Source organism: uncultured Propionibacterium sp. (assembly GCF_963539965.1).
In the GTDB taxonomy this organism is placed as follows: domain Bacteria; phylum Actinomycetota; class Actinomycetes; order Propionibacteriales; family Propionibacteriaceae; genus Propionibacterium.
This window is the reverse complement of sequence record NZ_CAUTOU010000010.1, coordinates 18,711-44,258: the sequence shown is the minus strand read 5'-3', so window position 1 is coordinate 44,258 and position 25,548 is coordinate 18,711. Positions and strand designations below refer to the sequence as shown.

Genomic DNA, 25,548 nt, shown 5'->3' with positions numbered 1-25,548 from the left:
CTCCGCCCTGGCCGGGGGCGACCTCTCCGGGCGCATCGACGACCTGCTCGGCGCCCCCTGGGACGACGAGCTCGAGATCTTCCGCCACGCCGGGGACGACGCACCGGTGCGGTGGCTCCACCGCGCGGGCTGAACGGCCGACCGCGCCGCCGCCGTCCGGGACCCGCCCGGACGGGCTTCCGAGGCCCGGTTCCCGATGGGCCCCGGTGCCGTTATGCTCGAGGGGTGGCCGACGTCGAGCAGCACGATTCCCCCCCAGACCCGCGTCGAGGCCGGGCGTCTCAGCCGTCCCGACGGCGAGCGCCTGCTGGTGCGCGCCTGGTTGCCGGCCGGTGAACCGCTGGCCGTCCTGCAGATCAGTCACGGCATGTCCGAGCACTCCGGGCGCTACGACCGTTTCGCCCGCGCCCTGACGGCGGCGGGCTGGGCCGTCTACGCCAGCGACCACCGCGGCCACGGCGGCACGGCCGGGCGCCCCGAGCGCGCCGGGGTCTGGCCGCGCGACGGGTGGTCCATCGCCGCCGAGGACCTCCACGCCGTCCACGAGCTGGCAGTGCGCCGCCATCCGGGTGCCGGGCAGTTCCTCATGGGCCACTCGATGGGATCGGTGCTGGCCCGCGAGTACGCGATGCGCTGGTCCGAGGGGCTCGACGGCATGATCCTGATGGGCACCGTGCCGAGCATGGGGCGCGCGGGCCCTCCGGCCCGCGCGCTGGCGCGGGCCGAGGCCAGGGTGCGCGGCTGGGACAGCCCCAGTGCCGTCGTGCACAGGCTGGGCTTCGCCTCGTACAACAAGGCCTTCGAGCCCGCGCGCACCAGGTTCGACTGGCTCAGCCGCGACGAGGCCGAGGTCGATGAGTACGTCGTCGATCCCTGGTGCGGTTTCACCTGTTCCAACGGTTTCTTCGCCGAAGTGATCAGCGGCCAGCTCCGCGTCCACTCGCGCAGCCATGTCGCCCTGGTCAGTCGGGACCTGCCGGTGCTCGTCACCAGCGGCAGCGCCGATCCGGTCGGGCGCGACGGGAGGGCCGTCGAAGAGGTCGTGGGGGAGTACGGCATCGCCGGCCTCACCGACGTCATCGGCAGGGTCTGGCAGGGCGCCCGCCATGAGCTGCTCAACGAGACCAACAGGGACGAGATCACCGCCTGCCTCATCGACTGGCTGGAGCGCCGCCGCACCGGCCGGATCTTCGACTGATGCGCCGGGCTCACCCGGTGGCGTTGTCGTTGGTGATGGCCACGGCCACGTTGTGACCGCCGAAGCCGAACGAGTTGTTCAGGGCGGCCAGCCGGCCCTCGGCAGGCAGCTCGATGGCCCTGTTCGCGGCGATGGTCACGTCCAAGCCGTCCTCGGGGTCGTCCAGGTTGATCGTCGGGGGTGCGATGCGGTCGCGCAGGGCCAGGACGGTCGCCATGCTTTCGAGGGCGCCGGCGGCGCCCAGCAGGTGACCGGTCATCGACTTGGTGGCCGTGACGACGACGTGATCGGCGTCGTCGCCGAGCAGCGAGCGGATGCCATGGGCCTCGGTGGTGTCGCCGACCGGGGTCGAGGTGGCGTGGGCGTTGATGTGGCTGATGTCGGAGGGGGCCAGGCCCGAGTTCTCGAGGGCCATGCGCATGGCTGCGATCTGGCCCCGGCCGCTCGGATCGGGCTTGACCATGTCATAGGAATCCGCGCTGATGCCGGAGCCCGCGATCGTGCCGTAGATCATGGCGCCGCGCGCCCGGGCGTGCTCGAGGGTCTCCAGGACGAGCATGACGGCGCCCTCGCCCATGACGAAGCCGTCGCGGTTCTTGTCCCACGGGCGGGAGGCCTTCTGCGGTTCGTCGTTGCGCTTGGACAGCGCCTGCATCTGGGTGAACGAGACGATCGGCAGCTGGTGGATGAGCGCCTCGGTGCCGCCGGCGACGGCGATGTCGGCGCGCCCGAGGCGCAGCGTGTCGAGGGCCAGCGAAATGGCCTCGTTGGAGGAGGCGCAGGCCGAGACGGTGGTGTGGACGCCGGCGCGGGCCCCGATGCGCAGACCGACGTTGGCCGCCGGCGCATTGGACATGAGCATCGGGACGGTGAAGGGGCTCACCCGGCGCAGGCCCTTGTTCCTCAAGATCTCCCACTGGCGGATCGTGCTCTGCAGTCCGCCGATGCCGGTGCCGACGAGTGAGGCGAGGCGACTGGGATCGGTTTCGTTCTCGGGCTCGAAGGTGAGGCCGGGGTCCTCCCTGGCGGGGGGGGCGGCTATGACGGCCTGTTGGCTGGAAGGTTCCATGTGCCGGGCCTGGGGGGGGGCCTGATGGTAGTCGACGTCCACGTCGACCTGCCCGGCGAAGCGCACGGGCAGGTCGACGGCCCACTCCTGCTCGATGGTGCTGATGCCGCTTCGGCCGTTGCGGAGCCCCTCCCAGGTGCTCGCAACGTCGTTGCCGAGCGGAGTCAGCGCCCCCAGGCCGGTGACGACGATGGCGCTCATGTGTTGTCCTCCAGTATGGGTGTTCGAGTGCGGAGTGAGTCGAGTGACGTGGATCGGTCGGCCGGTCCGCCTCAGGCCTGCTGGGCCTTCTCGACGTAGGCGACGGCGTCGGCGACGGTGCTCAGGCCCTTGACGTCCTCGTCGGGGATGTCGATGTTGTAGGCCTCCTGCAGGGCGTAGACGATCTCGACCATCGACAGGGAGTCGATGTCCAGGTCGTCGATGAAGCTCTTGTCGGGCTGGATGTCCTCGACCGGGACGCCGGCGACGTCGTTGACGATGTCGGCGAGCTTGGTCAGGATCTCTTCGTTGGTAGCCATGTCGGCCCTTTCTTGTCGTGGTGTTGTGGGAACGGGTCGGTTGTCGTCGGCGGGACGCCGATTCGCTCAGGGTATGACGACGATCTGGCCGGCGTAGGTAAGACCCGCGCCGTAACCGATGATCAGTGCGGTCTGGCCGCTGGTGGCCCGGCCCTCGCGGATCATACGATCCAGGGCGATCGGGATGGACGAGGCCGAGGCGTTCCCCATCTCGGCGATGTCGCGGCCCACGGCCACGTTCTCGGGCAGGTGCAGGTGGCGCACCAGCGCATCGGTGATGCGGTCATTGGCCTGGTGGGGCAGGAAGATGTCCAGCTCCTCGGGCCGGATGCCGGCCAGCTCGATGGCGCGGGCGGCGTGGCCGGTGACCTCGGCCAGGGCCCACTTGAACACCGTACGGCCGTCCATCGTGATGAAGGGGTAGCCGGTGTCGTTGCTCGCACCGGCGAGCCAGTTCTCGATCTGGATGGTCTCGACGTTCTCCGGCTTGGAGCCCCACACCGTCGGGCTGATGCCGGGGGTCCGCGACGGACCGATGACGGCCGCGCCGGCGCCGTCGCCGAAGATGAAGGCGGTGCCGCGATCGGCGATGTTGATCATCTCGGACAGTTTCTCGACGCCCACGATCAGGACGAGGCCGTCGTCGCCGGCATGACCGGCGCGGATCAGCGACTCGGCCAGCGCGACGCTGTAGCAGAAACCGGCGCAGGCCGCGGAGATGTCGAAGGCGGCCGGATCGGGGCAGCCGAGCTCGCGCGCCAGGTAGTCGGCCAGGGCCGGCGAGGGGCGGTGGTGCGAGACGGAGGCCACGATGATGGCGCCGATCCGCCCGGGTTCGACGCCGGCCATGTCCATGGCGCTCCGGCAGGCGGCGGCGGACATCGACAGGGGCGTCTCGTCCTCGGTGGCCCAGTGCCGCTCCTTGATGCCCGTGCGCTGCTCGATCCACTCCGGGGTGGAGTCGATCATCGTGCACATCTGCTCGTTGGTCACCACCCGGGAACCGCGGTAGGAGCCGGTGCCGAGGATGCGCGCGTACCGCGCGCCGGTAGAGGTAGCCAGTGTCGTCATGTTCGGGCCTCCTGGGCGGTGGCGGCGTGCCTCCGGCAGAAGGCCAGCGCCTCGTCGATCTGATCGGGAGTGTTGAGGGTGAAGAGCTCGACGCCCTTGAGACTGCGCCTGGCGATGCCCGTGAGGGTCTTGGCCGGGGGCAGTTCGAGCAGGCCGGTGGCGCCGAGCCCGCGCATGGTGTCCATGCACAGGTCCCAGCGGACCGGGGTGGTGACCTGGTCGACCAGACGCTGCAGGTACTCGGCGCCGGAGGCGACGACCTCGCCGTCCCGGTTGCTGAGCAGCCTGGTGGCCGGGTCGGCGGTGGTCATCGTGGCCGCCAGCTCGGCCAGCCTCGGCCGGGCGGGGGCCATGTGGGACGTGTGGAAGGCGCCGGCGACGGCCAGCGGGATGACCCGGGCGCGGGCCGGTGGATTGTCGCGGAGGGCCTGGAGCTGGGCCGCGGTGCCGGCGGCGACGATCTGGCCGGAGCCGTTGTGGTTGGCGGCGGTCAGGCCGCACTCGGCTATACGGGACAGGACCTCATCGTTGTCGCCGGCGACGACTGCGGCCATGCCGGTGGGCTCGACGGCGGAGGCCGCTGCCATGCCGCGACCGCGCTCGCGGATGAAGACCGCCGCCTGCCTCGGGTCGAGGACGCCCACGCCGGCGGCGGCGGTGATCTCGCCGACGCTGTGGCCGGCGGCGACGTCGGCCAACGAGAACAGGCCGAACTCGAGCCCCGGGGCCGCCACGCGGGCGGCGTGCAGGCCGGCGCCCATGAGCAGCGGCTGGGCCACCGCGGTGTCCTTGATCGTGTCGGCGTCGGCCGTGGTGCCGAGCCGGGCCAGGTCGAGGCCGGTGACCTGGGAGAGCTGGGCCAGACCCTCGGCGAAGGCCTCGATCTCGAGCCAGGGGGTCAGGAATCCGGGCGTCTGAGCACCCTGTCCGGGGGCGACGATCACAAGCATGGAATCCATCTTGCCCCGGAGACGGTGGGGTCCGCGGGTTCCATCCCGACGAAAAATGATACCGGATTCTTGTAGGGATCCCACAAATGATGGTGGCGTCGGCGCCGGTGGGCCGCATCGGGTTTTATCCGGACCGGGGAATTCCGTTCTTACCGGGGAGCCGTCGCCACGAGGCGGCCCAGGGTGATCCCCAGGTGCAGCACATAGGCCTGGCGCGGGTCGAGGGGATTCATCCCCGTGACCTCTTCCACCTTGCGCAGGCGGTAGCGCACCGTATTGGCGTGCACGAACAGGGCCCGCGCGGTGGGCTCGACGGCGCGGCCGTTGTCGAGGAACCCGATCGCCGTCGTGAGCAGCTCGCCGCCGGCATCGACCAGCGGCCGGTAGATGCCGTCCACCAGCCTGCGGCGGGCCACCGGGTGGCCGGCCAGTGCACGCTCGGGCAGCAGCTCGAGCGAGGAGACGACGCGCGGGGCCTCGGGCCAGGCATGGGCGACTCGCGAGGCCGACAGCGCGTTCTGGGCGGAGGACGTGGCCTCGGGCAGGCCGGTGACGATCGGGCCGACGATGATCGTGCCGTCGGCGAAGAACCCCTCGAGGCCCTGCGCGGCGCGCACCGGGGCCTCGGCGTCCATCAGCTGCTCACCGCCTATGATGACGATGATGCGCCCGCCCTGCTCGGAGGCGAGCACGGCGAGCTCCCGGGAGGCGGCGGCGTCGCGCAGGCCCTCCAGGTCGGGCTCGTCGGGGCGCGGCCCGGCGATGACGCAGACCGGGCCGCGCGTGTTCCAGCCGAGGGCCGAGGCCCGCGAGACGACCAGGTCATCGGCCTCGGCGCGCACGATCGCGTCGACGATGAGCGCCTCCATGCGCTCGTCCCAGCCGCCGCGCAGCTCGGCGGCGCGGGCGTAGATCTCGGCGGTGGCGAAGGCGACCTCGCGGGAGAAGTGGGTGATCGACAGTTCGAGGGCCGGGCGGTCCTCGGGCGGAACGAGCCCGCCGATCTGCTCGGCGACGACGTTGATCGTTGTGCGCACCAGGTCGACCGTCTGATGCAGGGAGACCTTGCGGGTCAGGGAGCGTGGAGCGGCATTGAACAGGGTGCCCGGGTCCGCTGCGCGCCCGGCGTCGGCGAACCACGCCAGGAAATTGTCGATGCCGGCGCGGGCGACGATGGTGATCCAGCTCCGGTCCTCGGCCCCGAGGCGCCGGAACCAGCGATGGTGGGCCTCCATGGCCTCGACCACTCGCGTCGTGAGCGTGCCGACCCGCTCCCTCAGGCCCGCGGCGATCTCGTCGCGGTGCTCGGGGGCCAGGGCGTGCCCGACGGGCGCGCCCTCAGCGCCTGATGCGAGCGTTGCCATTCCAGATGGCCCAGATCTGATCCTCGTCGGCGGGGATCGCGTAGTCGGTGAGGAAGGTGGTGGCCAGGGCGCCGCACGCCCAGCCGAACTGCATGCACTTCTCGGCGTCCCACCCCTTGAGCAGACCGTAGAGGATGCCGCCGACGGTGGCGTCGCCGCCCCCGATGCGGTCGAGCACGCCGATCGGGCGGGGCTCGGCGACGTGGAAGCCGCCGTCGTGCCACAGGACTGCGCCCCACATGTGCTCGTTGGCGCTGATGACCTCGCGCAGCGTGGTGGTGAAGTACTCGACGCCGCTGAAACGCTCGTGGGCCTCGGCGATCATGCTCTTGAAGCCGTCGATCTTGCCGGTCAGGCTCCTACCGCCGGCCTCGGGACCCCGCAGGCCGAGGGCCAGCTGGAAGTCCTCCTCGTTGCCGACGAGCACGGTGCACAGCTCCGCGATCTCGGTGAAGGCCGTGCGCAGTTCGGCCTCGCGGCCCTCCCAGAAGGAGGCCCGGTAGTTCAGGTCGAAGCTGACGGCCGCGCCGTGCTTCTCGGCGGTGCGGGCGATCTCCAGGCAGAACCGGCAGGTCTCAGGGCTCAGCGCGGCGACCAGGCCGGACATGTGGACCAACTTCACGCCCTCGGAGCCGAAGATGCGCTCCAGGTCGAAGTCCTTGACGTCCAGGATGCGTCCTACCTCGCCGGCACGGTCATTCCAGACGCGGGCGCCGCGGCCGCCGTAGCCGGAGTCGGCGATGTTGAACTGGTGACGGTAGCCCCAGGCGCCGCCCTGCGGGATCTCGGGGCCCTCGTAGGCCATGTGGCGGCCGGCCAGGTCGGACTTGATGATCTGGGCGATGGGGGAGTCCTCGACGAAGTTCGTGAGGACCTTCACCGGCTGGCCGAGACAGCTGGCGATGGAGCCGACGTTGGACTCTGCGCTCGTCACCTGGAGCATGAACTGGTTGGCGGCGTGCACCGGCTGGCCGGCGGCCGGGCTGATGCGCACCCCCATGCTGGTGGGGATGAGGAGGCTCCACCGGGCGTCTTCGCGCAGCTGCATTGCGTTGCCTTTCGTAGGGTTCGGCCTCGGCGCCGTCGCTGCCGGTCCGCTCCGGGTGGCGCGCCTGAACGGTGCCAGACTAACCGGCACGGCGGGCCGGTGCGGGCGGGTGCACCGTGTTGCCGGGTCGGGCCCGCCGTGGAACGGGTCACCTGGGTGTTCAGCGCTTGTGGACTGCGGCGATCGAGGTTGCGACGTGGTCCACATTGCGGCTGTTCAGGGCGGCCATGCACAAGCGGCCGTTGTCGAGGCCGTAGACGTGGAACTCGTTGCGCAGGCGGACCATCTCGTCCCTGCTCAGCCCCGAGAAGCTGAACATGCCGGTCTGGCGGGTGATGAAACCCATGTCCTCGACGCCCTCGGCCTCAAGGGCCCCGAGCAGGGCGGCGCGCATGCCGGCGATGCGCATGCGCATGCCCGCGACCTCGCCCTCCCAGCCGGCGCGCAGATCGGGATCGGTGAGAATCGTTGCGGCGATCGTGGCGCCCTGGAACGGGGCGTTCGAGTACAGGCTGCGAACGGTCCGGGCGAGCTGGGTCTTGACGCGGGCGGCCTCGTCGGCGTCGGCGCACACGGCGTGGATCGCGCCGGTCCTGCCGCCGTACATGGCCATGTTCTTGCTGAAGGAGCTGGCGACGAGGAAGCTCAGACCGGCCGAGGCGAAGGCGCGGACCATACCGGCGTCCTCCTCGAGGCCGTGCGAGAAGCCCTCGTAGGCCAGGTCGACGAAGGGCGCGAGTCCTCGGTCGGCGAGCACCTCGGCCAGCGGGCCCCACTGCTCGGGGCTCAGGTCGTAACCGGTCGGGTTGTGGCAGCAGGCGTGCAGCAGCACGACCGTGCCGGGATCGGCGGCCCTGATGTCGGCGAGCATGGCCTCGAAGTCGATGCCCTGGCCGGCGTCGTCGTAGTAGCGGTAGGTGCCCGTCTCGTAGCCGGCGTAGCGGAACAGCGAGTGGTGGTTCGCCCAGGTGGGCCCGGAGGCGATCATGCCCGCGTCCGGGGCGACCTGGTGGTGGTAGAGATCGGCCCCCAGCAGAAGGGCGCCGGTGCCGGACAGCGACTGGACGGTGGCGACACGGCCAGAGGCGACGGGCTCGGAATCGGCGCCGAAGACGAGCTTCTGGGCAGCCTCGTTGAAGGGCTCCCAGCCCCTCATCGGGAGATAGGTCCAGGGGTCGGGGTCCTCGGCCATTCGCCTCTGCACGGTCTCGACGGACTTGAGCAGCGGCACCTTGCCGTTGTCGTCCTGGTAGACGCCCACGCCGAGATTCACCTTCCGGGGATCGGTGTCCTGGTTGAACTGATCGGTCAGGTGGAAGATCGGATCGTTCGGGGCGGCTTCGAGCCCAGCGAAGATAGACATGCCTGTTCCCCTCCTTTCCGGGGCGAACGTTACCGGCGTCCCGCAGATGTTCCCGACACCGCACCCCGCGATGAGATCGGGGCTCGACCGGTTGTCCCCACTGGTCGTACCGGTCCTGGACGAGCCGATTATGCTGAGGGCTGGTTCGGTTTCGGCACATGGGGCCCCTCACGGGTTGGAAGATGGGGACAGCCCGTCGGCAGCGTTCGCCGCCGGGCAGCCGAGGTGAAAGGACGACAGCGTGATCCCTCGCGAGGAACCCGGACCCATTCTCAATGGCCAGCCCACGAGCCTGCCCGATACCGATCCCGAGGAGACCCGTGAATGGGTCGGGTCCCTGGACGGGATGATCGATGCCGATGGCCAGAACCGTGCACGCTATGTGATGCTGAAGCTCAACGAGCGCGCTCGCGAACGCCGCATCGGCGTGCCCTCGCTGGTCTCCACCGACTACGTCAATACGATCTCCGCCGAGCAGGAGTCGCCGTACCCGGGCGACGAGGAACTCGAGCAGCGCATCCGTCACGCCCTGCGCTGGAACGCCGCCGTCATGGTGCACCGCCAGCAGCGCCCGGGCGTCGGCGTCGGCGGCCACATCGCCACCTACGCCAGCGCCGTCCACCTGTACGAGGTGGGTCTGAACCATTTCTGGCGCGGCAAGGACTCCGACGACCGGGGCGATCAGATCTTCTTCCAGGGCCACGCCAGCCCGGGCATGTACGCCCGCGCCTTCGTCGAGGGCCGCCTCACCGAGGCCGATCTGGACGGCTTCCGCCAGGAGTACTCGCGCCCCCGCGGCGGGCGCGGTCTGCCGAGCTATCCGCATCCGCGCCGCATGGCCGACTTCTGGGAGTTCCCGACGGTGTCGATGGGCCTGGGCCCGATCAACGCCATCCACCAGGCGCAGTTCAACCGCTACCTGGAGAACAGGGGCATCAAGGACACCAGTCGCCAGCACGTGTGGGCCTTCCTCGGCGACGGCGAGATGGACGAGGTCGAGTCCCGCGGGGCCCTGCAGCTCGCCGCCAACGAGGGCCTCGACAATCTCACCTTCGTCGTCAACTGCAATCTGCAGCGCCTCGACGGCCCGGTGCGCGGCAACGGCAAGATCATTCAGGAGCTCGAGGCCTTCTTCCGCGGCGCCGGCTGGAACGTCATCAAGGTCATCTGGGGCGAGAACTGGGATCCGCTGCTGGCGGCCGATGCCGAGGGCGCGCTGGTCAACATCATGAACGCCACGAACGACGGCGACTACCAGACCATGAAGGCCAATGACGGCGCCTGGGTGCGCGAGCACTTCTTCGGCAGGGACCCCCGCACCGCAGCGATGGTCGCCGAGTGGAGCGACGACGAGATCTGGTCGCTGCGCCGCGGCGGTCACGACTACAAGAAGATCTACAACGCCTACAAGGCCGCCACCGAGTTCAATGGCGGGCCGACGGTCATCCTGGTGCACACGATCAAGGGCTACTTCCTCGGCACCCACTTCGCCGGCCGCAATGCGACCCACCAGATGAAGAAGATGGCCCTGGACGACCTCAAGGGCCTGCGCGACCGCTGCGGGATCCCGATCAGCGACGCCCAGCTGGAGGCCGATCCCTACCAGCCGCCGTACTACAAGGAGCCCGACGACTCGGACGCCATGGCGTACCTGTTCGAGCGGCGCCGCGGGCTCGGCGGCTTCCTGCCCGAGCGCCGTACCGGCGGCAAGACGCTGCAGCTGCCCGGCGAGAAGGCCTACAGGTCGATCAAGAAGGGCTCCGGCCATCAGAAGATCGCCTCGACGATGGCCTTCGTGCGGATCCTCAAGGACTTGATGCGCGAGAAGGACTTCGGCCCGTTCGTCGTGCCGATCCTGCCCGACGAGGCGCGCACCTTCGGCATGGACTCGTTCTTCCCGACCAACAAGATCTACAACCCGAACGGGCAGAACTACACGCCGGTCGACCACGACCTGATGCTCAGCTATCGCGAGGCCACCAACGGCCAGCTGCTGCACACGGGCATCAACGAGGCCGGCTCGGTCGCCGCCTGGACCGCGGCCGCCACCAGCTACGCCACCCATGGCCAGCCGATGGTCCCGGTGTACCTGTTCTACTCGATGTTCGGCTACCAGCGCACCGGCGATGCCATGTGGGCCGCGGCCGACCAGATGGGCCGCGGCTTCTACATCGCCGCCACCGCCGGCCGCACCACGCTGACCGGCGAGGGCACCCAGCACATGGACGGCCACTCGCCGATCCTGGTCAGTACGAACACGGCGCTGCTCAGCTACGACCCGTGCTACGGCTACGAGCTGGCCCACATCGTCGAGGACGGCCTGCGCCGCATGTACGGCGAGGACCCCGAGGACATCGCCTACTACATCACGGCCTACAACGAGCCGATGGAGCAGCCCGCCGAGCCGGAGGACGTCGACGTCGAGGGCATCCTCAGGGGCATGCACCTGCTCGAGGAGGGGTCGGTGGAGGGCGTCAGCCCGGACGCCCGTCGCGCCCAGCTGCTCGCCTCCGGCGTCGGCGTCCCGTGGGCCCTGCGGGCCCAGGAGCTGTTGAAGGCCGATTGGGGCGTCGTCGCCGATGTGTGGAGTGTCACCAGCTGGGGCGAGCTGCGCCGTGACGGTCTGGAGTGCAACGAGCAGGCCTTCCTGCACCCCGAGTCGCCCCAGCGCGTGCCGTTCGTCGCCCAGAAGCTGTCCGGTCGTCCCGGTCCCGTGGTCGCCACCAGCGACTACATGAAGGCCGTCCAGGACCAGATCCGCGAATGGGTGCCCACCGACTACGTCGTGCTCGGCGCCGACGGCTTCGGCTTCTCCGACACCCGCGCCGCCGCCCGTCGCGAGCTGCACATCGATGCCGTGTCGATGGTGGTCGCCACCCTGCAGGCCCTGGCCCGCCGCGGCGAGGCGCCCGCCGAGTGGCCGGCCCGGGCCGCCGGGAGGTACGGCCTGCTGGACGTCTCCGCCGCCGCGCCCGAGGTCGAGGCCGAGGAGCACTGAGCGCCGACCGACGGCTCCGGGCGGATCCTCTGCGGAGCCGCGCCGCAGGGCCCCGCAGGCCAGGACTGCGAGGGGTGGGCCTCGCGGCCGGTGACGGGGCCCTGCGGCGCGGACCGGTGGGGCGCCCGTCCGGCGCGCCCCGATGAGCACCGAGGGCCCCGCGTGTGGTGAAGTAGTGCCATGGCAGGCAGTACTGACAAGTCATCCACCTCGATGGGGGGAGCCGAACTACTCAAACTGCGTCCCGGCATGGTTGTTCAGGAACTGGGCTGGGACGACGACGTCGACGAGGATCTGCGCGCCGACATCATGGACGAGATCGATGCGGACCTGATCGAGGACGCGGTCGAGGCCGTCGACGCGGTCATTCTGTGGCAGCGCGACGACACCGACGTGGCGGACTCGCTGGTCGACGCGCTGCGCGATCTGTCCGACACCGGCTACATCTGGTTGCTGACGCCCAAGATCGGGCGGCCCGGCTACGTCAAGCCGATCGACATCTCGGAGGGCGCCACTGTCGCCGGGCTCACCGCCACGAGCGCCGTCGAGGTCTGTCCCGACTGGCAGGCGTGCAGGATCGTCCGTTCGCACACCGCGCACCGCTCCTGAGACGGACCCGCGTGGCGTGCCTGCCGACCGGCGGGCCGTGGCCGGGGACGAGCGCCCCGCCCGCTGCTCGCTCGCGGTGACAGGGCCCCGGGAAAATAACGAAATAACATTGAGTCCGCTCCACTCAAGGTGGAATAATCAGCATTGAGTCGAGGTTACTCAAGGTGAACGCGCTGATCCTGACGGATCGCGCGGGAACCGTGCCGCCGGGAGACTCCCGAGCGGCTGAGAGCACTAAGGACGGCGCACAAAATGAGCACCATGCTGTACAACCCCTTCCGCGAGATGGATCGCTTCTTCGACCAGGCCGCCAAGGCGGTGGCCCGCGACTCCCGCCTGATGCCGATGGACCTCTACCGCGACGGTGACAACTTCATCGCGAAGCTGGATCTGCCGGGCGTCGACCCGGCCAGCATCGAGGTCGGTATCGACGACCGCACGCTGACCGTCACCGCGGAGCGCAAGCCCGTCGAGATCGAGTCCGGGGACAAGAACCACTGGGTGAGCCGCGAACGCACCACCGGCAGCTTCGCCCGCCAGCTGACGCTGGGCGGCGGTCTCGACCTCGCCAATGTCAACGCCGACTACGCCGACGGCGTGCTGACGTTGACGATCCCGGTGGCCGAGGAGGCCAAGCCGCGCAAGATCTCCGTCAGCGGAGTGAACGCCCCGGCCCAGGTCGAGGGCTCCCAGGAGGCCTGAGCCCGTCGGGACGAGGGCGATGAACGAGCGGCGGCCCCACCGCCTCGGTGGCGGGGCCGCCGCTGCGCGCGACTGCGCGCGCCCTCGTCCACCGCTACAATCGCTGGGCGAGGGCGCATAGCTCAGTTGGTCAGAGCGCATCCCTTACAAGGATGATGTCGGCGGTTCGAGCCCGTCTGCGCCCACCGGCCGGCCTGACGGGGCGCAGCCGGTCGCGTCGGGAGAATCCGCGGTTCCGGGCTTCTCCTCACCCCGCCGGGCGGGTGGCCGCGGATGACGGGGCTCCTGCCGGGCACGTGCTCGATGGGGAACCGGTGGGCCGGTGCATGAAGATCTCCGGCACGACCGGGTTCTCCAGCGGGGCCGGGGCCAGAACGGATGCCCGGTGCATGGACGCACCGGGCGAACACGGCTGGTACGGCCCTCCCTGTCGGCGCGCCTCGTCTTGTCGGCTCATCTCGTCGGCACCGCCCCCCGTCGGCGATCTCGCGCGGCCCGGACCTCGGGACCGCGACGTCGGAGAGCCGGGCGGGGCGGCTGAGTTCTCCACGGCGTGGAGGAGCATCTGGTCGGACGCCAGCGCTGCCGCCGGCCAGCGCGACCGGGGAGAACGGTCAGTCCGTCCACATGGAGACGAGGACCTTGCCGGACCGCGCGCTGTCCCTGGCCGTCTCGAAGGCCTCGACGGCCCGGCCGGCGGGGAACGTGTGGGTCACCGCGGTGGTGATCCGCGGGTTCTGGTCGATGACGGTTATCGCGTCGTCGAACTCCGCGCCGTAGCGGAACGTTCCGACGCAGCTGATCTCCTTGGTCTCGAGCCGGGCGATGTTGACGGAGATCTCCTCGTCCGGAAGCGTCCCGACCTGGCACACCGTTGCGGACCTGCGGGCCGCGCGGATGGCCGGCTCGACGGCCCCGGGGGACCCCGAGCACTCCAGCACGACGTCGAAAGCCGCCTCCCCGGGGTCGTCCCGGCCCAGCTGGACCGTCCGGTCCGCGCCGATCCGCCGGGCGCGCTCCAAGGGGGCCGCCAGCATGTCGCTCGACGTGACCGAGCGCGCCCCGAGGATCCTGGCCGCGCCCGCCACGAGGAGCCCGATGGGGCCTGATCCCGACACGAGGACGTCCCGGTCCCTGATGCCGCCCGCGCTGCGGCCGGCGGTGTTCAACGCGTGCAGGGCCACCGCCAGGGGCTCGGCGAGCGCACCGTCCCTGAGACCGACGGATTCGGGGAGCACCCGAACCATGTGGCGCTTGATGACGACGTACTCGCTGGCTCCGCCCTGGTCGCGGGGGAGATTGGCCGCGCTGCCCATGTAGTGGCTGCCGGGCCACAGGTAGGGCTTGTCCTCGAGGCCGGCCGCGGGACGTCCTGGCGAGGCCGGGGCGATGGCGACCGGCGTGCCCGGCGCCCAGCCCCCGGACGGGTCCTCGTCGACGAGTCCGGACAGCTCGTGGCCGAAGCTGAAGGGCTCACGCACGGTGTTGGGGCCGTTGGCCCCCCTGAAGTAGTAGTTGAGATCGGACCCGCAGATGCCGACGTAGTGGATGCGGACGCGGACCTCGTCGGGCCCCGGTCGGGGGGGTGGGGAGTTCCTGGACCACCATGTTCTGCGGGCCGAGGATCTTGAGTGCTTTCATCATTGGTCCTTTCGGAGTCACCAGTCGGTGAGCGTGCCATCGGTGCCGCGGGCGACGGGCGGATGGGCGGGTTCGCAGGGATGGCTCCTGAGGACCTCCTCGTCGATGTCGACACCGGGACCGGGGCCTCGCCGGGGCTCGAGGCGGCCACCGCCGGCTCCCGGCCGTTCACAGTGGCGTCGCCCAACTCCGTGATGCCGTCGGCGGTCGCGACGCGGACGGTCACGTGGTTCCGTCCGGGGCCGGCGACGATGACGCCGATCGATCCGGTCCGTCATGATGCGCCCGCCTCCGGGCCCTTCCGGCGCCGGGCCTGCTGCTCCGGGCGCGCCGGCCGGTATGACCTGGGTGTCCCTCATCGCCATCGTTCGGTCCCCCTCGTCGTCGGCGTGGTCGGGCAAAACCATGATGTTTCTTACAAAGAAATATATTTATCACTTGCCAAAACATAGTGTTACTCTTGCAACGGTCCAGGGGCAAGCCGGTTCCGCAGCGAACGAGGGCGACGAGGCCCGATTCGACCGCCTGGTCGACAACGCCGGTCTTCAGCGCAGGGCCCCGTTCCACGGGTTCCCCGCCGAGCAGTGGGACGAGGTCACCGGGCCCAGCCTGAGCGGGGTGTCCCACGTGTCCCGGGCCGTCGCCCCGGCGATGGTGGAACGCGGTTCGGGCAAGACCATCAACACCGAGATGAACACCGCCCTCATCGACGATCCCGAGTCCGGCGCCCGGGTGGCCCGGCGCACCCCGGCCCGGCGATGGGCTGGGCCCGGGGAGCTCCTCGGGACCCTGGTGCACCTGTCCTCGCCGGCCTCCGGCTTCGTCACCGGGCAGAACATCCTCGTCGGCGGCATGACGTCGGTGCCGTGAGCCTGCGGGAGAACCGTCCGCAGAGGACGGGGAGGCGGGGTTGGGGACCCGGCGGGTGGGCGTCGACCGCCCCGCGGGGGAGCGGGAACCCGCCGGGCCGCCGACCCGGGATCACCTCGTGCGGCCGAGCACCTTGTCGAGGAACTCCTGCGTACGGCCCCGGGCGGGGTGCTCGAGCACGTCGGCAGGGGGCCCGGCCTCGACGATCGCGCCGTCATCCATGAACACCACCCGGTCGGAGACCTCGCGGGCGAATCCCATCTCGTGGGTGACGACCATCATCGTCATGCCGGAGGAGGCCAGGTCCTGCATGACCGCCAGCACCTCGCCGACCAACTCGGGGTCGAGGGCGCTGGTCGGCTCGTCGAAGAGCATCAGATCCGGCTCCATGGCCAGCGCGCGGGCTATCGCCACGCGCTGCTGCTGGCCGCCCGACAGCTGGGCGGGGTAGTGGTGGGCGCGGTCGGACAGGCCGACGCGCTCCAGCAGCTGGACGGCCTGGGCCCTGGCGCTCTCCTTGGACCTGCCGGCCACGCGTACCGGTGCGGCCATGACGTTGCCGAGGGCGGACATGTGCGGGAACAGGTTGAACCGCTGGAAGACCATGCCGATCCTGGCCCGTTGGGCCGCCAGCTGTCTGGGGCGCAACTCGTGCAGCCGTCCCCGGTCGTCCTTCGCGTAGCCCATGAGGGTGCCGTCGACCGTGATCGAGCCGGACTGGATCTCCTCGAGCACGTTGACGCAGCGCAGCAGCGTCGACTTGCCCGAGCCGGACGGTCCCAGGATCGTGCAGACCTGGCCGCGTTCGACCGTCAGGTCCACGCCTTTGAGGACGTGCAGCTCCTCGTAGAACTTGTGCACGTCGTGCACCTCAACCATTGCCATGTCCTGCTCCTACGGGGTCCACTCGGCCGGTGTCGAGCCCGGTGTCGTACGTGCCGCATTGACGGCGGCCTGACGGGACGTGCGCTGCCTGCGTCTGCTGCGGCGCGACAGCCGGCCCGGGCTCTGCGAGTCGCTGCGGCCGTAATAGGCCTCGATCTTCGACTGGAAGAACATGAGGACCGAGGTGATGACGAGATACCAGATGCCGGCGACCACCAGGAAAGGGATCGGCAGCAGTGTCTGGGAGCCGTAGTCGGTGGCCACCTTGGTGAGTTCCAGGGTGAACGGCACGGCCGTCACCAGGGAGGTGGTCTTCAGCATGGAGATCGTCTCGTTGCCGGTCGGCGGGACGATGACGCGCATCGCCTGGGGGAGCACGATGCGGAACAGGATCGTCCGCGGGCTCATGCCGAGCGCCTGGGCGGCCTCCTCCTGGCCCCTGTCGACCGAGTTGAGCCCCGAGCGGACGATCTCGGACAGATAGGCGGCCTCGTTCAGACCCAGACCCACGACGGCGCTCACGCCGGCGGTGAAGACGTCGTAGGTCCGGAAGCTGAAGAACTCCGGGCCGAACGGGACGCCCAGACTCAGGCGCGGGTAGAGCACGCCGACCAGGCCCCAGAAGATCAGCTGGGTGTAGATGGGCGTTCCGCGGAAGAACCAGATGTAGAAGGTGGCCACCCCGCGCATCACCGGGTTGTCGCTGCGGCGCATGACGGCCAGGGTCACGGCCAGGACGATGCCGATCGCCATGGCGGCCACGGTCAGGATCAGCGTCCAGCCGATCGCCCTGCCGATCTCGTAGGTGAACAGCATCGGGAGGACGAGACCCCAGTGGTAGTTCTCGTTCGTGATCAGGCCGTGCACGGCCATCGCGATCAGCACGACGATCACCGCGATGGCGACCCACCGGCCCCAATGGGGCAGCGGGATCGCGTGGATCAGCTCCGGGGCGTCGTCGGAGCGGGTGCCGACAGGCTCGTCGCTCATCCTGCGACCTCCGGGTTCACGACCGCCTGCTCGGCGACGTTGTCGCTGATGCCCCAGGCGGCGAAGATCTGCCTCAGCGTGCCGTCGTCCATGAGGGACTGCAGGGCCGCCTGCACGGCCCCGGTCATGGCCGGGTCGTCCTTGGCCACGACGACGCCGAAGGGCGCGGCGTCGGTGACCTCGCCGACGGTGGCGAGCGCGCCACCGGTCTTCGAGATCGCGTACTCGATGACGGGGGAGTCGGCCGACATGGCCTCGATCTTCCCGCCGGCCAGTGCCTGCGTGACGGCCTCCTGGCTGTCGTAGCGCTGGATGTCGGGCTGCACGTCGCAGCTCTTGGCCGTCTCGGCGACCTCGTCGTCCTCCACCGTGCCGGTCTGCACGCCGACCGAGCGGCCGCAGATGTCGGCCGGGTCGAACCCGGTCGGATCGCCGGTCTGCGTGGCCCAGGCGATGCCGCCGAAGTAGAACTGGATCATGTTGAAGTTGGCCTCGCGCTCGGAGGTGATCGTGAACGACGAGGCGCCCGCCTCGTACTTGGTCGGGATGGCCGGCAGGATCGAGTCGAACTCGGCGTTCTCCACGCTCAGTTCCAGGCCCATGCGATGGGCGACGGCCCCCATCATGTCGATCTCGTAGCCGACCGGGGTCCCGCCCTGCTGGAACTCGGCCGGGGCCCAGTACAGGTTCGACCCGATGGTCAGGTTGCCGTCGGCCGAGACCGACTCCGGCACGAGGGCCCGGACGGCCGGATCGGCCTGCACCGTCGACGTGTCGTAGCCCGTCGTGCCCGTCTCGTTGTAGTCGGCGATGACCGTGTTCGCCGACTGGCAGGCGGTCAATGGCACCGCGCACATCACCGCCAGGGCGGCGATGAGTCCTCTTGAACGCACGAGTCCTCCTGCTTGTGATGACGAATGGGTCCGATGCGGCGGAGCCCGGAACCCACTGATTATGCGCATACGCTGATAATTATCAACCCGATGGCTCCCGGGGCGGGCAGGCGTCGCCGGCGCGCCCGGCCTCCCGGGGGTGCCGTAGACTTGTCCGACGTGGCCCTGGATGAATTGAATGAACGGATCGCGCAGCTCGGCACGTCGCTGACGTCGATCGAGGCCGTCGTCGACGTGCCGTCCAAGAGGGAGCAGATCGCCGAGCTCGAGGTGGAGTCCGCGGCGCCCGATCTGTGGAACGACCAGGAGCACGCCCAGCAGGTGACCAGCAGGCTCTCGCGCTTGCAATCCGATGTCGAGCGCATCGAGGATCTGCGCGGGCGTCTCGACGACGTGCAGGTGCTCATCGAGCTGGCGGTCGAGGAGGGCGACGACGACACCGCGGCCGAGGCCGTCGAGGAGGTCGGCGCCCTCGCCGGTGAGATCGAGGCCCTCGAGGTCCGCACCCTGCTGTCGGGCGAGTACGACGAGCGCGATGCCCTCGTGACGATCCGCTCCGAGGCCGGCGGCGTCGACGCCGCCGACTTCGCCGCCATGCTGCTGCGCATGTACGAGCGCTGGTGCGAGCGCCACGAGTACGCCTACGAGGTCTACGACATCAGCTACGCCGAGGAGGCCGGCATCAAATCGGCGACCTTCACGGTCAAGCGCCCCTACGCCTACGGCACCCTCTCGGTCGAGCAGGGCACCCATCGCCTGGTGCGCATCAGCCCCTTCGACAACCAGGGCCGGCGCCAGACGAGCTTCGCCGGTGTCGAGGTGCTGCCCGTCGTCGAGGAGACCGACCACATCGACATCCCGGAGCAGGACATCCGCGTCGACGTCTTCCACGCCTCGGGGCCGGGCGGCCAGGGCGTCAACACGACCGACTCGGCCGTGCGCGTCACCCATCTGCCCACCGGCATCGTGGTGAGCTGTCAGAACGAGCGCTCCCAGATCCAGAACAAGGCGGCCTGCCTGCGGGTCCTGCAGGCCAAGCTGCTCGAGAAGGCCCGCGCCGAGCGCGAGGCCGAGATGAACGCCCTGAAGTCCGACGGCAACTCGTGGGGTTCCCAGATGCGTTCGTACGTACTGCATCCCTACCGGATGGTCAAGGATCTGAGGACCAATCACGAATCGGGCAATCCGGATGCCGTCTTCGACGGCGACATCGATGCCTTCATCGACTCGGGCATCCGCTGGCGGCGCCGGACCGAGCAGGAGACCTGACCCGGACGCGCGGTCCTGGCCCGGCGCGGCCCCTCGCAGCCCGGCGCGACACGCCGGGCGTGCCGGGCTGCCCGGCGCCACGGGCCGCCCGCCTAGACTCAAGGGCGACCGCCGCGGCGGCCCAGGCGGCCGCTCGGCGCTCCTTCTTCCCCAAGCCCGAGCCGGCAGGAAACAGCTGTGATCACATTCGAGAACGTCACGAAGATCTACCCGAACCAGACCACCCCGGCACTGTCGCACATCGGCGTGGCCGTCGACAGGGGCGAGTTCGCCTTCCTCGTCGGCGCCTCCGGCTCGGGCAAGTCCACCTTCCTGCGCCTCATCACGCGGGAGATCCGAGCCACCCGGGGCCGCGTCCTCGTCGATGGCCAGGACGTCGGCAGGCTGGGCCAGTTCCGCGTCCCGAAGCTGCGCCGCAGGGTCGGCATGATCTTCCAGGACTTCCGCCTACTGCCGGGCAAGACGGTCTACGAGAACGTCGCCTTCGGCCTGCAGGTGATCGGCCGGTCCGGCGCCGAGATCCGCGGGCGCGTGCCCGCCACCCTCGAACTGGTCGGCCTGTCGACCAAGGGCGACCGGTTGCCCGAGGAGCTCTCCGGCGGAGAGCAGCAGCGCGTGGCCATAGCCCGCGCCGTCGCCAACGACCCGCTCGTACTCATCGCCGACGAGCCCACCGGCAATCTCGACCCGGCCACCTCCATCGGCATCATGAAGCTGCTCGACCGCATCAATCGCCGCGGTACCACGGTGCTCATGGCGACCCACGACGCGACGGTCGTCGACCAGATGCGCCGCCGTGTCATCGAGATCGAGGCCGGCGAGGTCATCCGCGACCAGGCGACCGGCGCCTACGGCACCGCGTGAGGTCCGCGAAGCGCCCGTCCGCACACACAGACAAGGAGTCCGCCGATGCGCCATACCCTGCGTGAGACCTGGTCCGGCCTGCGCCGGAACATGTCGATGACCTTCTCGGTCATCGTCACGATGTGGGTCTCGCTGGCCCTGTTCGGCGCCAGCCTGATGATCATCGCCGAGGTCGATCAGCTCAAGGGCGAGTGGTACGACAGGATCGAGATCTCGGCCTTCCTGTGCAACCAGGACTCGGCAGCCAGCGGCGTCGGGGGCAACTGCACCGAGGGCCAGAACGTCACCGATGGCCAGCGCGAGGCCATCCGCGCCGTACTCGAGGCCGACCCGAACGTCGAGACGATCTACTACCAGACCAAGCAGGAGGCCTACGACGAGTTCCAGGGCGCCTACGGCGACAACCCGGTCAAGGACACGCTGAGCCTCGAGCAGATGCAGGAGTCCTTCCGCGTCAAGCTCAAGGACCCCCAGGACTACCAGGGCGTCGTCGCAGAGCTCTCGGTGCTGGACGGCGTGCAGGCCGTCCAGGACCTGCACACGATGCTCGACCCGTTCTTCCGCGTCATCAACGCGCTCAAGTGGGGGACGATGGGCATCGCCTGCGTGCTGCTGCTGGCCGGTGCCCTGCAGATCGCCAACTCGATCCGCATGTCCGCCTTCACTCGCCGTCGCGAGATCGCCATCATGCGCTTGGCCGGCGCGTCCACGACCTTCATCCTGTTGCCCTTCCTGCTCGAGGCCCTGTTCGCCGGCGTGATCGGCTCGGTCCTGGCCTGCGGGGCCATGGCGGGACTGCAGTCGCTCGTCGTCGACAGGCTCAGCTCGCAGCTGACCACGGCCTCGTTCGGCTGGATCGGCTGGGTTCAGACCGGCCGGGCGATGCTCGTCGTACTGGTCCTCGGCGTGGTGCTGTCGATCGTTCCGACACTCGTCGTCACCCGCAAGTATCTGCGCGTCTGATCGGGCCCGGCTGTCGGCTGCCCGTTCGGATGCGGGCCGTTCCTTGTAGTGTGGTGCCCGCACCGGGCCGGACGGGTCACCGGCCCACCCGTTCGGACAGAGCAGGACACCGGCGGAGGGAGCGAGCATGCCGCGCGAGAGGGGCGAGAGGATGATCGCCCGCAACAGGAGGGCGCTGCACGACTACTCGATCGGCGAGCGGCTCGAGGCGGGCATCGTGCTCACCGGCACCGAGGTGAAATCGCTGCGCGACGGGCGCGCCTCGCTGTCCGACGCCTTCGCCACCGTCGACGACGGCGAGGTGTGGCTCCGCCAGGCCAACATCCCCGAGTACTCCATGGGCAGCTGGCGGCGCGGGCACACCGCGCTGCGCAAGCGCAAGCTCCTGCTGCACCGCAAGGAGATCGCGCGCCTGGAGCGCCAGCTCGCCGGTTCGGGTCGTACCCTCGTGCCCCTGTCCATGTACTTCAAGGACGGTCGTGCCAAGGTCGAGATCGCCGTCGGCACCGGCAAGCGGGAATGGGACAAGCGCCAGTCGATCCGGGAGCGCGACATGAACCGCGAGGCCCAGCGCGAGCTCGCCGATCGGAACAAGAGGAACGGATGATGCCAGGATGTCGCCGGCCGCACCCCGGGACCGACGATTCGGACGGTGGGAGGAGCGCAGCGATGAGCGGATCGAGGAGGCACGGCGCCGGCCGGGTGCGCCGTACCGGCGCGGCTCTGGTCGGGGCCGTGCTGATGATCGCCGTCCTGCTGGTGCCGGGTACGGCGCGGGCGCAGACCTCCGACAGCGTTGATTCGTGGAACGTCACGTACGCGGTCGGTGCCGATGGTCTGCTGCACGTGTCCGAGACGCTCGTGTGGCGTTTCGGCTCCAGCTCGGGCCGCCACGGTATCACGCGCACGCTGCCCACGCGTGAGCCCTACGGCGCTGAGAGCGACAAGCAGGACGCCGTTTATGGGATCTCCGATGTCTCGGTGTCGAGCCCCGACGCGTCCGACGAGTTCACCACCAGCACCTCCTGCGCCAGGAGTGATCCTCGTGACTGCACCGAGACGATCAGGATCGGTGATGCCAACACTCGCATCACCGCGGCCACCGCGACTTATACGATCGGGTACACGGTTTCGGGGGCGCTGCGCAGTTCGGGCGACTACGACGAGCTCTACTGGGATGTCGTCGGCACCGAGACGCCCGCCACCGACCGGATCACAGTGACGGTCGACGTACCCGGGGGAGTCCAGGAGACCCGCTGCTACGCGGGCGCGGCCGGGTCGACCAGCGAGTGCACCAGCCAGTCCATCACCGGCGGCGAGGCTGTTTTCACCCAGAACGGCAAGGCCGCCGGTGAGATGATGACGGTCTCCGCGGAGATCACCGCCGGCCTGGTCTCCGACAACACCCCGCACCTGGAGAAGGCGGCCGTGTCCAATGCCACCAAGGCGTTGCGTGCCGGGCTCGTGACGGGCGGTGCCGGTACGGCTGCGGCCGTCGGCGGGCTGGTCGTGCTCGGGCGCCGTCGCCGCGATGAGCGTTTCACCGACGTGCCGCCGGGCACGGTGCCGACCGATCCGGGTACGGCGCAGGTGCGTCCTGACACGAAGGAGGACCGTGAGACCATCCCGGTGCGGGTCGTCCCGCCCGATCTGCCGGTGGCGGTGGGCGGTCTGCTCATCGACGGGCAGATCGGCACCCGCGAGACCTCGGCGGTGCTCGTCGACCTGGCCGTGCGCGGCGCCATCCAACTGCGCGCCGAGGATGACGGCGCCAAGACCTATGCGCGCCTGATCGATGCCTCACGCACCACCCAGCAGTTCGAGCAGGAGTTCCTGCGGGATGTCTTCGGCGCCAAGGCCCTCTCGTCCGGCGCCGGCCCGGGCGAAGTGGCTCTGCACAAGCCGGGCAGGCTGCTCAATGCCAGCCGGCAGCTCAGCCGCGAGGTGAACGACTCGGCGAAGGATCTCGGTCTGATGAGGCACAGCGGAAGGGTCGGCGGGGGCTCGACCGGCCCGCTTACCGGCAAGTTCATCCTCATCTTCACGATCGTCGTGTTCTGGGTCGCGGGAGGAGGGATGCTCCGCGCGATCACCAGCACGCTGTTCGGCGATGTGGGCCCGAGCACAGGTGTCCTGCTGGGGCTGCTGCTGGCCGCGGCCGTCTTCGGCGTCGGCGCCCGGCGCATCCACCGCAGGGGCCAGCGCACGGCCCTCGGGCGGGCCCTCACCGACCAGGTCGACGGCTTCTACGAGTACCTGAAGACGGCCGAGGCCGATCAGATCCAGTTCGAGGAGGGCCAGGACATCTTCAGCCAGTACCTCCCCTGGGCCATCGCCTTCGACCTCACGGACCGCTGGGCCCGGATCTGCGATCAGCTCGTCGCCCTGGGACGCATCCCCGACACCCCGCCGAGCTGGTACTACGGCGACCCGTTCTCCTTCCACCGCGGTTTCTTCATCGGGACGATGGTCGACTCCATGCGGACCGGTGCCGGGCCCGTGCCGTCCAGCGGCGGCTCGGGGTTCAGCGGCGGCGGTTTCGGTTCCAGCGGCGGCTCGGCCTTCAGCGGCGGCGGTTTCTCCGGCGGTGGCGGCGGAGGCGGCGGCGCGGGCAGCTGGTGACGTGAAGCGGGTGGGGAGCCGGGCCGGTGGTGGGTCGGCCGTGCCTTCCGGAGCTGATCCGATTCTGCGCTCCCGCGCCGGAAACACGGTGACCGGGTCGTTCTCCGCCGGTGAGCGATCGCGCAACGGGCGAGCACTCCCACGCGGTCGTCCCGCTCAGCGGGCCCGGCTCCCCGAGGGACGGCCGTGGGATCCCCACGGGCGGCGAGGACAACCGCATGAGTGAGCAGACGGCCAGCGGCGTCGGGCGTATCGAGACCCGGGGCATCGAACCGGTACCCGACAGCGAGCGCCGCGGCAGTCCCGCGGGCCTGTTCTGGGTGTGGTTCGGCGCCAATATGGGTGTGCTCGGCGTCATCATGGGTGCCGCCCTGGTCACCTTCTACGGGCTGGACGCCGTCCAGGCGCTGTTCGTGACGGTCATCGGCGCCTGCGGCTCCTTCGCGCTGGTCGGGTGGCTGTCGACCGCCGGCAGGCGCAGCGGTGCGCCCGGCCTGACCGCATCGCGCGCCGTCTTCGGGGTGCGCGGCAACTGGGGCCCCACGCTGGTCAGCTGGATCAGCTTCGTCGGCTGGGAGACGACCATGTGCACCACTGCCGGCTTCGCCCTGCTGGCCGTGCTCGAGATCAGCGGCGTGCCCGCCACGACGCCCGTCGTCGTCGTGTGCATCCTGCTCGTGGTCGTCATCGCTGCCGTCATCGGTCTGCTCGGCCATGCAACGATCATGTGGATCCAGAAGTGGATCACCTGGGTCTTCGGCGCCCTGACGTTGATCGTCATCATCCTCCTGGCCGTGACCGTCGACTGGTCCGCCGTGGGCGCCCTGCCGACAGGCGATGCCTCGTCCCTGCTCGGCGCCCTGGGCCACATCGCGGCCGGTACCGGCCTGAGCTGGGTCGCCGCCGGCGCCGACTACACGCGCTACCTGCCCCGCACGTCCTCGTCCGGACGACTGATCGCAGCCGTCGTCGGGGGCGCCGGCATCCCGTTGGTCGTTCTCATCACAATGGGCTCCCTCATGGCCGGTTCCGATCCCGGGCTCGCCTCCGCATCCGATCCGGTCGCCGCCATCGGCGCCAGTCTGCCCGTCTGGATGCTCGTCCCCTATCTGCTGGCCGCGGCTTTCGGCCTCATCGCGGCGGCCGATCTGTCGTTGTACTCCTCGGGCCTGAACTTGCTGACCGGTGGCATCAGGGTCACCCGTATGGCCGCCGTGTGCATCGACGGCGTACTCGTGCTCGCCGGCGGTCTGTACATCACCGTCATGGCCGAGGACTTCTACGGTCCCTTCACCACCTTCCTCGCACTGCTCGCAGTTGGCCTGACGGCATGGGCGGGCGTGGTCGCCGTCGACCTGGCCACCCGCAGGGTCTACGACACGAAAGGGCTGACCGACACCGGCAGGGGCAGCCCCTACTGGTACACGGGCGGCGTGAACCGGCCGGCCCTCTGCTCGTGGATCATCGCCATCGTCCTGGGTCTGTGCTTCACCACCGCCGCAGTCGGCGAACAGGTGTGGTTCGCCGGGCCGTTCGCGGGCACCTGGCTGGGCAGGAACTCGATGGGCTGGCTCGTCGCCGGTCTGACGGGCGCGGGGCTCCACGCCATCGGCCGCAGTTTCATCAGGCGCCCCGTCGGGACCGAGCGGCTGTAGGAC

At 69.8% G+C, this 25,548-nt stretch carries 23 protein-coding genes, 1 tRNA gene and 1 pseudogene; 13 read left to right on the top strand and 12 right to left on the bottom strand.

What is annotated here, in order from left to right:
- Positions 1-7: 7 nt before the first annotated feature.
- Complete coding sequence (locus tag R2N01_RS03695; protein WP_399553231.1) at positions 8-133, top strand: DUF3145 family protein; 126 nt, start codon at positions 8-10, stop codon at positions 131-133.
- A gap of 81 nt (positions 134-214) precedes the next feature.
- Complete coding sequence (locus tag R2N01_RS03690) at positions 215-1,198, top strand: alpha/beta fold hydrolase (protein ID WP_316668572.1); 984 nt, start codon at positions 215-217, stop codon at positions 1,196-1,198.
- Positions 1,199-1,208: 10 nt separating this feature from the next.
- On the opposite strand, the gene R2N01_RS03685 is transcribed toward R2N01_RS03690, so the two are convergent.
- The 7 genes from R2N01_RS03685 to R2N01_RS03655 form a co-directional block, all read right to left on the bottom strand.
- Entirely contained in the window at positions 1,209-2,468 is a 1,260-nt protein-coding gene (locus tag R2N01_RS03685) for a beta-ketoacyl-[acyl-carrier-protein] synthase family protein (RefSeq protein ID WP_316668570.1), read from the bottom strand.
- A 71-nt stretch (positions 2,469-2,539) separates the two neighbouring features.
- Positions 2,540-2,788 carry an acyl carrier protein gene (locus tag R2N01_RS03680; protein WP_316668568.1) on the bottom strand — a complete coding sequence of 83 codons (249 nt, stop codon included), beginning with the start codon at positions 2,786-2,788 and terminating at the stop codon, positions 2,540-2,542.
- A 66-nt stretch (positions 2,789-2,854) separates the two neighbouring features.
- The gene (locus R2N01_RS03675) at positions 2,855-3,859 is read right to left on the bottom strand and encodes a beta-ketoacyl-ACP synthase III (protein ID WP_316668566.1); all 1,005 of its coding nucleotides are present in this window, start codon (positions 3,857-3,859) and stop codon (positions 2,855-2,857) included.
- Positions 3,856-4,809, bottom strand: a complete 954-nt coding sequence (locus R2N01_RS03670; RefSeq protein ID WP_316668563.1) for an ACP S-malonyltransferase — start codon at positions 4,807-4,809, stop codon at positions 3,856-3,858. The genes R2N01_RS03675 and R2N01_RS03670 overlap by 4 nt, the downstream gene beginning before the upstream one ends.
- Positions 4,810-4,958: 149 nt before the next feature.
- Positions 4,959-6,173, bottom strand: coding sequence for a helix-turn-helix domain-containing protein (locus R2N01_RS03665; protein ID WP_316668561.1), 1,215 nt, complete (start codon positions 6,171-6,173; stop codon positions 4,959-4,961).
- Entirely contained in the window at positions 6,148-7,221 is a 1,074-nt protein-coding gene (locus R2N01_RS03660) for a sugar kinase (protein ID WP_316668559.1), read from the bottom strand. The genes R2N01_RS03665 and R2N01_RS03660 overlap by 26 nt, the downstream gene beginning before the upstream one ends.
- Positions 7,222-7,381: 160 nt before the next feature.
- A complete protein-coding gene (locus tag R2N01_RS03655) occupies positions 7,382-8,584 on the bottom strand; it encodes an amino acid aminotransferase (RefSeq protein ID WP_316668557.1) in 1,203 nt (400 codons plus the stop codon).
- 241 nt (positions 8,585-8,825) lie between these two features.
- Between R2N01_RS03655 and aceE the strand changes: the two genes are divergently transcribed.
- The 4 genes from aceE (at position 8,826) to R2N01_RS03635 (ending at position 13,078) form a co-directional block, all read left to right on the top strand.
- A complete protein-coding gene (gene aceE, locus R2N01_RS03650; RefSeq protein ID WP_316668556.1) occupies positions 8,826-11,582 on the top strand; it encodes a pyruvate dehydrogenase (acetyl-transferring), homodimeric type in 2,757 nt (918 codons plus the stop codon).
- A 180-nt stretch (positions 11,583-11,762) separates the two neighbouring features.
- Positions 11,763-12,191 carry a DUF3052 domain-containing protein gene (locus R2N01_RS03645; RefSeq protein ID WP_399553229.1) on the top strand — a complete coding sequence of 143 codons (429 nt, stop codon included), beginning with the start codon at positions 11,763-11,765 and terminating at the stop codon, positions 12,189-12,191.
- A gap of 252 nt (positions 12,192-12,443) precedes the next feature.
- Entirely contained in the window at positions 12,444-12,893 is a 450-nt protein-coding gene (locus tag R2N01_RS03640) for an Hsp20/alpha crystallin family protein (RefSeq protein WP_399553228.1), read from the top strand.
- A gap of 111 nt (positions 12,894-13,004) precedes the next feature.
- Positions 13,005-13,078, top strand: a tRNA-Val gene (locus tag R2N01_RS03635).
- A gap of 429 nt (positions 13,079-13,507) precedes the next feature.
- On the opposite strand, the gene R2N01_RS03630 is transcribed toward R2N01_RS03635, so the two are convergent.
- Both R2N01_RS03630 and R2N01_RS03625 read right to left on the bottom strand, forming a co-directional pair.
- A complete protein-coding gene (locus tag R2N01_RS03630; RefSeq protein ID WP_399553230.1) occupies positions 13,508-14,152 on the bottom strand; it encodes a zinc-binding dehydrogenase in 645 nt (214 codons plus the stop codon).
- Positions 14,135-14,455: pseudogene (locus R2N01_RS03625) on the bottom strand (alcohol dehydrogenase catalytic domain-containing protein); the annotation flags it as partial. The gene R2N01_RS03630 and the pseudogene R2N01_RS03625, both read right to left, overlap by 18 nt.
- A 418-nt stretch (positions 14,456-14,873) precedes the next feature.
- On the opposite strand from R2N01_RS03625, the gene R2N01_RS03620 reads away from it, so the two are divergent.
- On the top strand, positions 14,874-15,404 hold the full coding sequence (locus tag R2N01_RS03620) for an SDR family oxidoreductase (protein WP_316668554.1): 531 nt from the start codon (positions 14,874-14,876) through the stop codon (positions 15,402-15,404).
- Between the two features lie 111 nt (positions 15,405-15,515).
- Here R2N01_RS03620 and R2N01_RS03615 read toward each other — a convergent pair whose 3' ends face one another.
- The 3 genes from R2N01_RS03615 to R2N01_RS03605 form a co-directional block, all read right to left on the bottom strand.
- Positions 15,516-16,283: an amino acid ABC transporter ATP-binding protein gene (locus R2N01_RS03615; protein WP_316668578.1), complete on the bottom strand. Its 768-nt coding sequence runs from the start codon at positions 16,281-16,283 to the stop codon at positions 15,516-15,518.
- Between the two features lie 15 nt (positions 16,284-16,298).
- On the bottom strand, positions 16,299-17,105 hold the full coding sequence (locus R2N01_RS03610; protein WP_316668577.1) for an amino acid ABC transporter permease: 807 nt from the start codon (positions 17,103-17,105) through the stop codon (positions 16,299-16,301).
- Positions 17,106-17,275: 170 nt separating this feature from the next.
- Positions 17,276-18,172 (bottom strand): transporter substrate-binding domain-containing protein, encoded by an 897-nt coding sequence (locus R2N01_RS03605; RefSeq protein WP_316668552.1) that lies wholly within the window; start codon positions 18,170-18,172, stop codon positions 17,276-17,278.
- A 150-nt stretch (positions 18,173-18,322) separates the two neighbouring features.
- Between R2N01_RS03605 and prfB the strand changes: the two genes are divergently transcribed.
- The 6 genes from prfB to R2N01_RS03575 all read left to right on the top strand — a co-directional run bounded on the left by prfB (position 18,323) and on the right by R2N01_RS03575 (position 25,545).
- Positions 18,323-19,441: a peptide chain release factor 2 gene (gene prfB, locus R2N01_RS03600; protein ID WP_399553227.1), complete on the top strand. Its 1,119-nt coding sequence runs from the start codon at positions 18,323-18,325 to the stop codon at positions 19,439-19,441.
- 177 nt (positions 19,442-19,618) lie between these two features.
- Entirely contained in the window at positions 19,619-20,305 is a 687-nt protein-coding gene (gene ftsE, locus R2N01_RS03595; protein ID WP_316668547.1) for a cell division ATP-binding protein FtsE, read from the top strand.
- Between the two features lie 45 nt (positions 20,306-20,350).
- Positions 20,351-21,268, top strand: coding sequence for a permease-like cell division protein FtsX (gene ftsX / locus R2N01_RS03590; protein WP_316668545.1), 918 nt, complete (start codon positions 20,351-20,353; stop codon positions 21,266-21,268).
- A 127-nt stretch (positions 21,269-21,395) separates the two neighbouring features.
- Complete coding sequence (smpB, locus tag R2N01_RS03585) at positions 21,396-21,875, top strand: SsrA-binding protein SmpB (RefSeq protein ID WP_316668541.1); 480 nt, start codon at positions 21,396-21,398, stop codon at positions 21,873-21,875.
- 62 nt (positions 21,876-21,937) lie between these two features.
- Positions 21,938-23,890 (top strand): DUF2207 domain-containing protein, encoded by a 1,953-nt coding sequence (locus R2N01_RS03580; RefSeq protein WP_316668539.1) that lies wholly within the window; start codon positions 21,938-21,940, stop codon positions 23,888-23,890.
- Between the two features lie 218 nt (positions 23,891-24,108).
- A complete protein-coding gene (locus R2N01_RS03575; protein WP_316668537.1) occupies positions 24,109-25,545 on the top strand; it encodes a cytosine permease in 1,437 nt (478 codons plus the stop codon).
- The last annotated feature ends 3 nt before the right edge of the window (positions 25,546-25,548 follow it).

Bases quoted from the DNA above. Each gene is read 5' to 3' on its own strand.
- R2N01_RS03655 (WP_316668557.1), bottom strand. From the start codon at position 8,584: ATGTCTATCTTCGCTGGGCTCGAAGCCGCCCCGAACGATCCGATCTTC.
- R2N01_RS03620 (WP_316668554.1), top strand. From the start codon at position 14,874: ATGACCTGGGTGTCCCTCATCGCCATCGTTCGGTCCCCCTCGTCGTCG.
- R2N01_RS03690 (WP_316668572.1), top strand. From the start codon at position 215: ATGCTCGAGGGGTGGCCGACGTCGAGCAGCACGATTCCCCCCCAGACC.
- R2N01_RS03575 (WP_316668537.1), top strand. From the start codon at position 24,109: ATGAGTGAGCAGACGGCCAGCGGCGTCGGGCGTATCGAGACCCGGGGC.
- R2N01_RS03640 (WP_399553228.1), top strand. From the start codon at position 12,444: ATGAGCACCATGCTGTACAACCCCTTCCGCGAGATGGATCGCTTCTTC.
- R2N01_RS03660 (WP_316668559.1), bottom strand. From the start codon at position 7,221: ATGCAGCTGCGCGAAGACGCCCGGTGGAGCCTCCTCATCCCCACCAGC.
- R2N01_RS03685 (WP_316668570.1), bottom strand. From the start codon at position 2,468: ATGAGCGCCATCGTCGTCACCGGCCTGGGGGCGCTGACTCCGCTCGGC.
- R2N01_RS03645 (WP_399553229.1), top strand. From the start codon at position 11,763: ATGGCAGGCAGTACTGACAAGTCATCCACCTCGATGGGGGGAGCCGAA.
- R2N01_RS03670 (WP_316668563.1), bottom strand. From the start codon at position 4,809: ATGCTTGTGATCGTCGCCCCCGGACAGGGTGCTCAGACGCCCGGATTC.
- R2N01_RS03680 (WP_316668568.1), bottom strand. From the start codon at position 2,788: ATGGCTACCAACGAAGAGATCCTGACCAAGCTCGCCGACATCGTCAAC.
- R2N01_RS03615 (WP_316668578.1), bottom strand. From the start codon at position 16,283: ATGGTTGAGGTGCACGACGTGCACAAGTTCTACGAGGAGCTGCACGTC.
- R2N01_RS03610 (WP_316668577.1), bottom strand. From the start codon at position 17,105: ATGCTGTTCACCTACGAGATCGGCAGGGCGATCGGCTGGACGCTGATC.
- R2N01_RS03675 (WP_316668566.1), bottom strand. From the start codon at position 3,859: ATGACGACACTGGCTACCTCTACCGGCGCGCGGTACGCGCGCATCCTC.
- ftsX (WP_316668545.1), top strand. From the start codon at position 20,351: ATGCGCCATACCCTGCGTGAGACCTGGTCCGGCCTGCGCCGGAACATG.
- R2N01_RS03665 (WP_316668561.1), bottom strand. From the start codon at position 6,173: ATGGCAACGCTCGCATCAGGCGCTGAGGGCGCGCCCGTCGGGCACGCC.
- smpB (WP_316668541.1), top strand. From the start codon at position 21,396: ATGCCGCGCGAGAGGGGCGAGAGGATGATCGCCCGCAACAGGAGGGCG.
- R2N01_RS03580 (WP_316668539.1), top strand. From the start codon at position 21,938: ATGAGCGGATCGAGGAGGCACGGCGCCGGCCGGGTGCGCCGTACCGGC.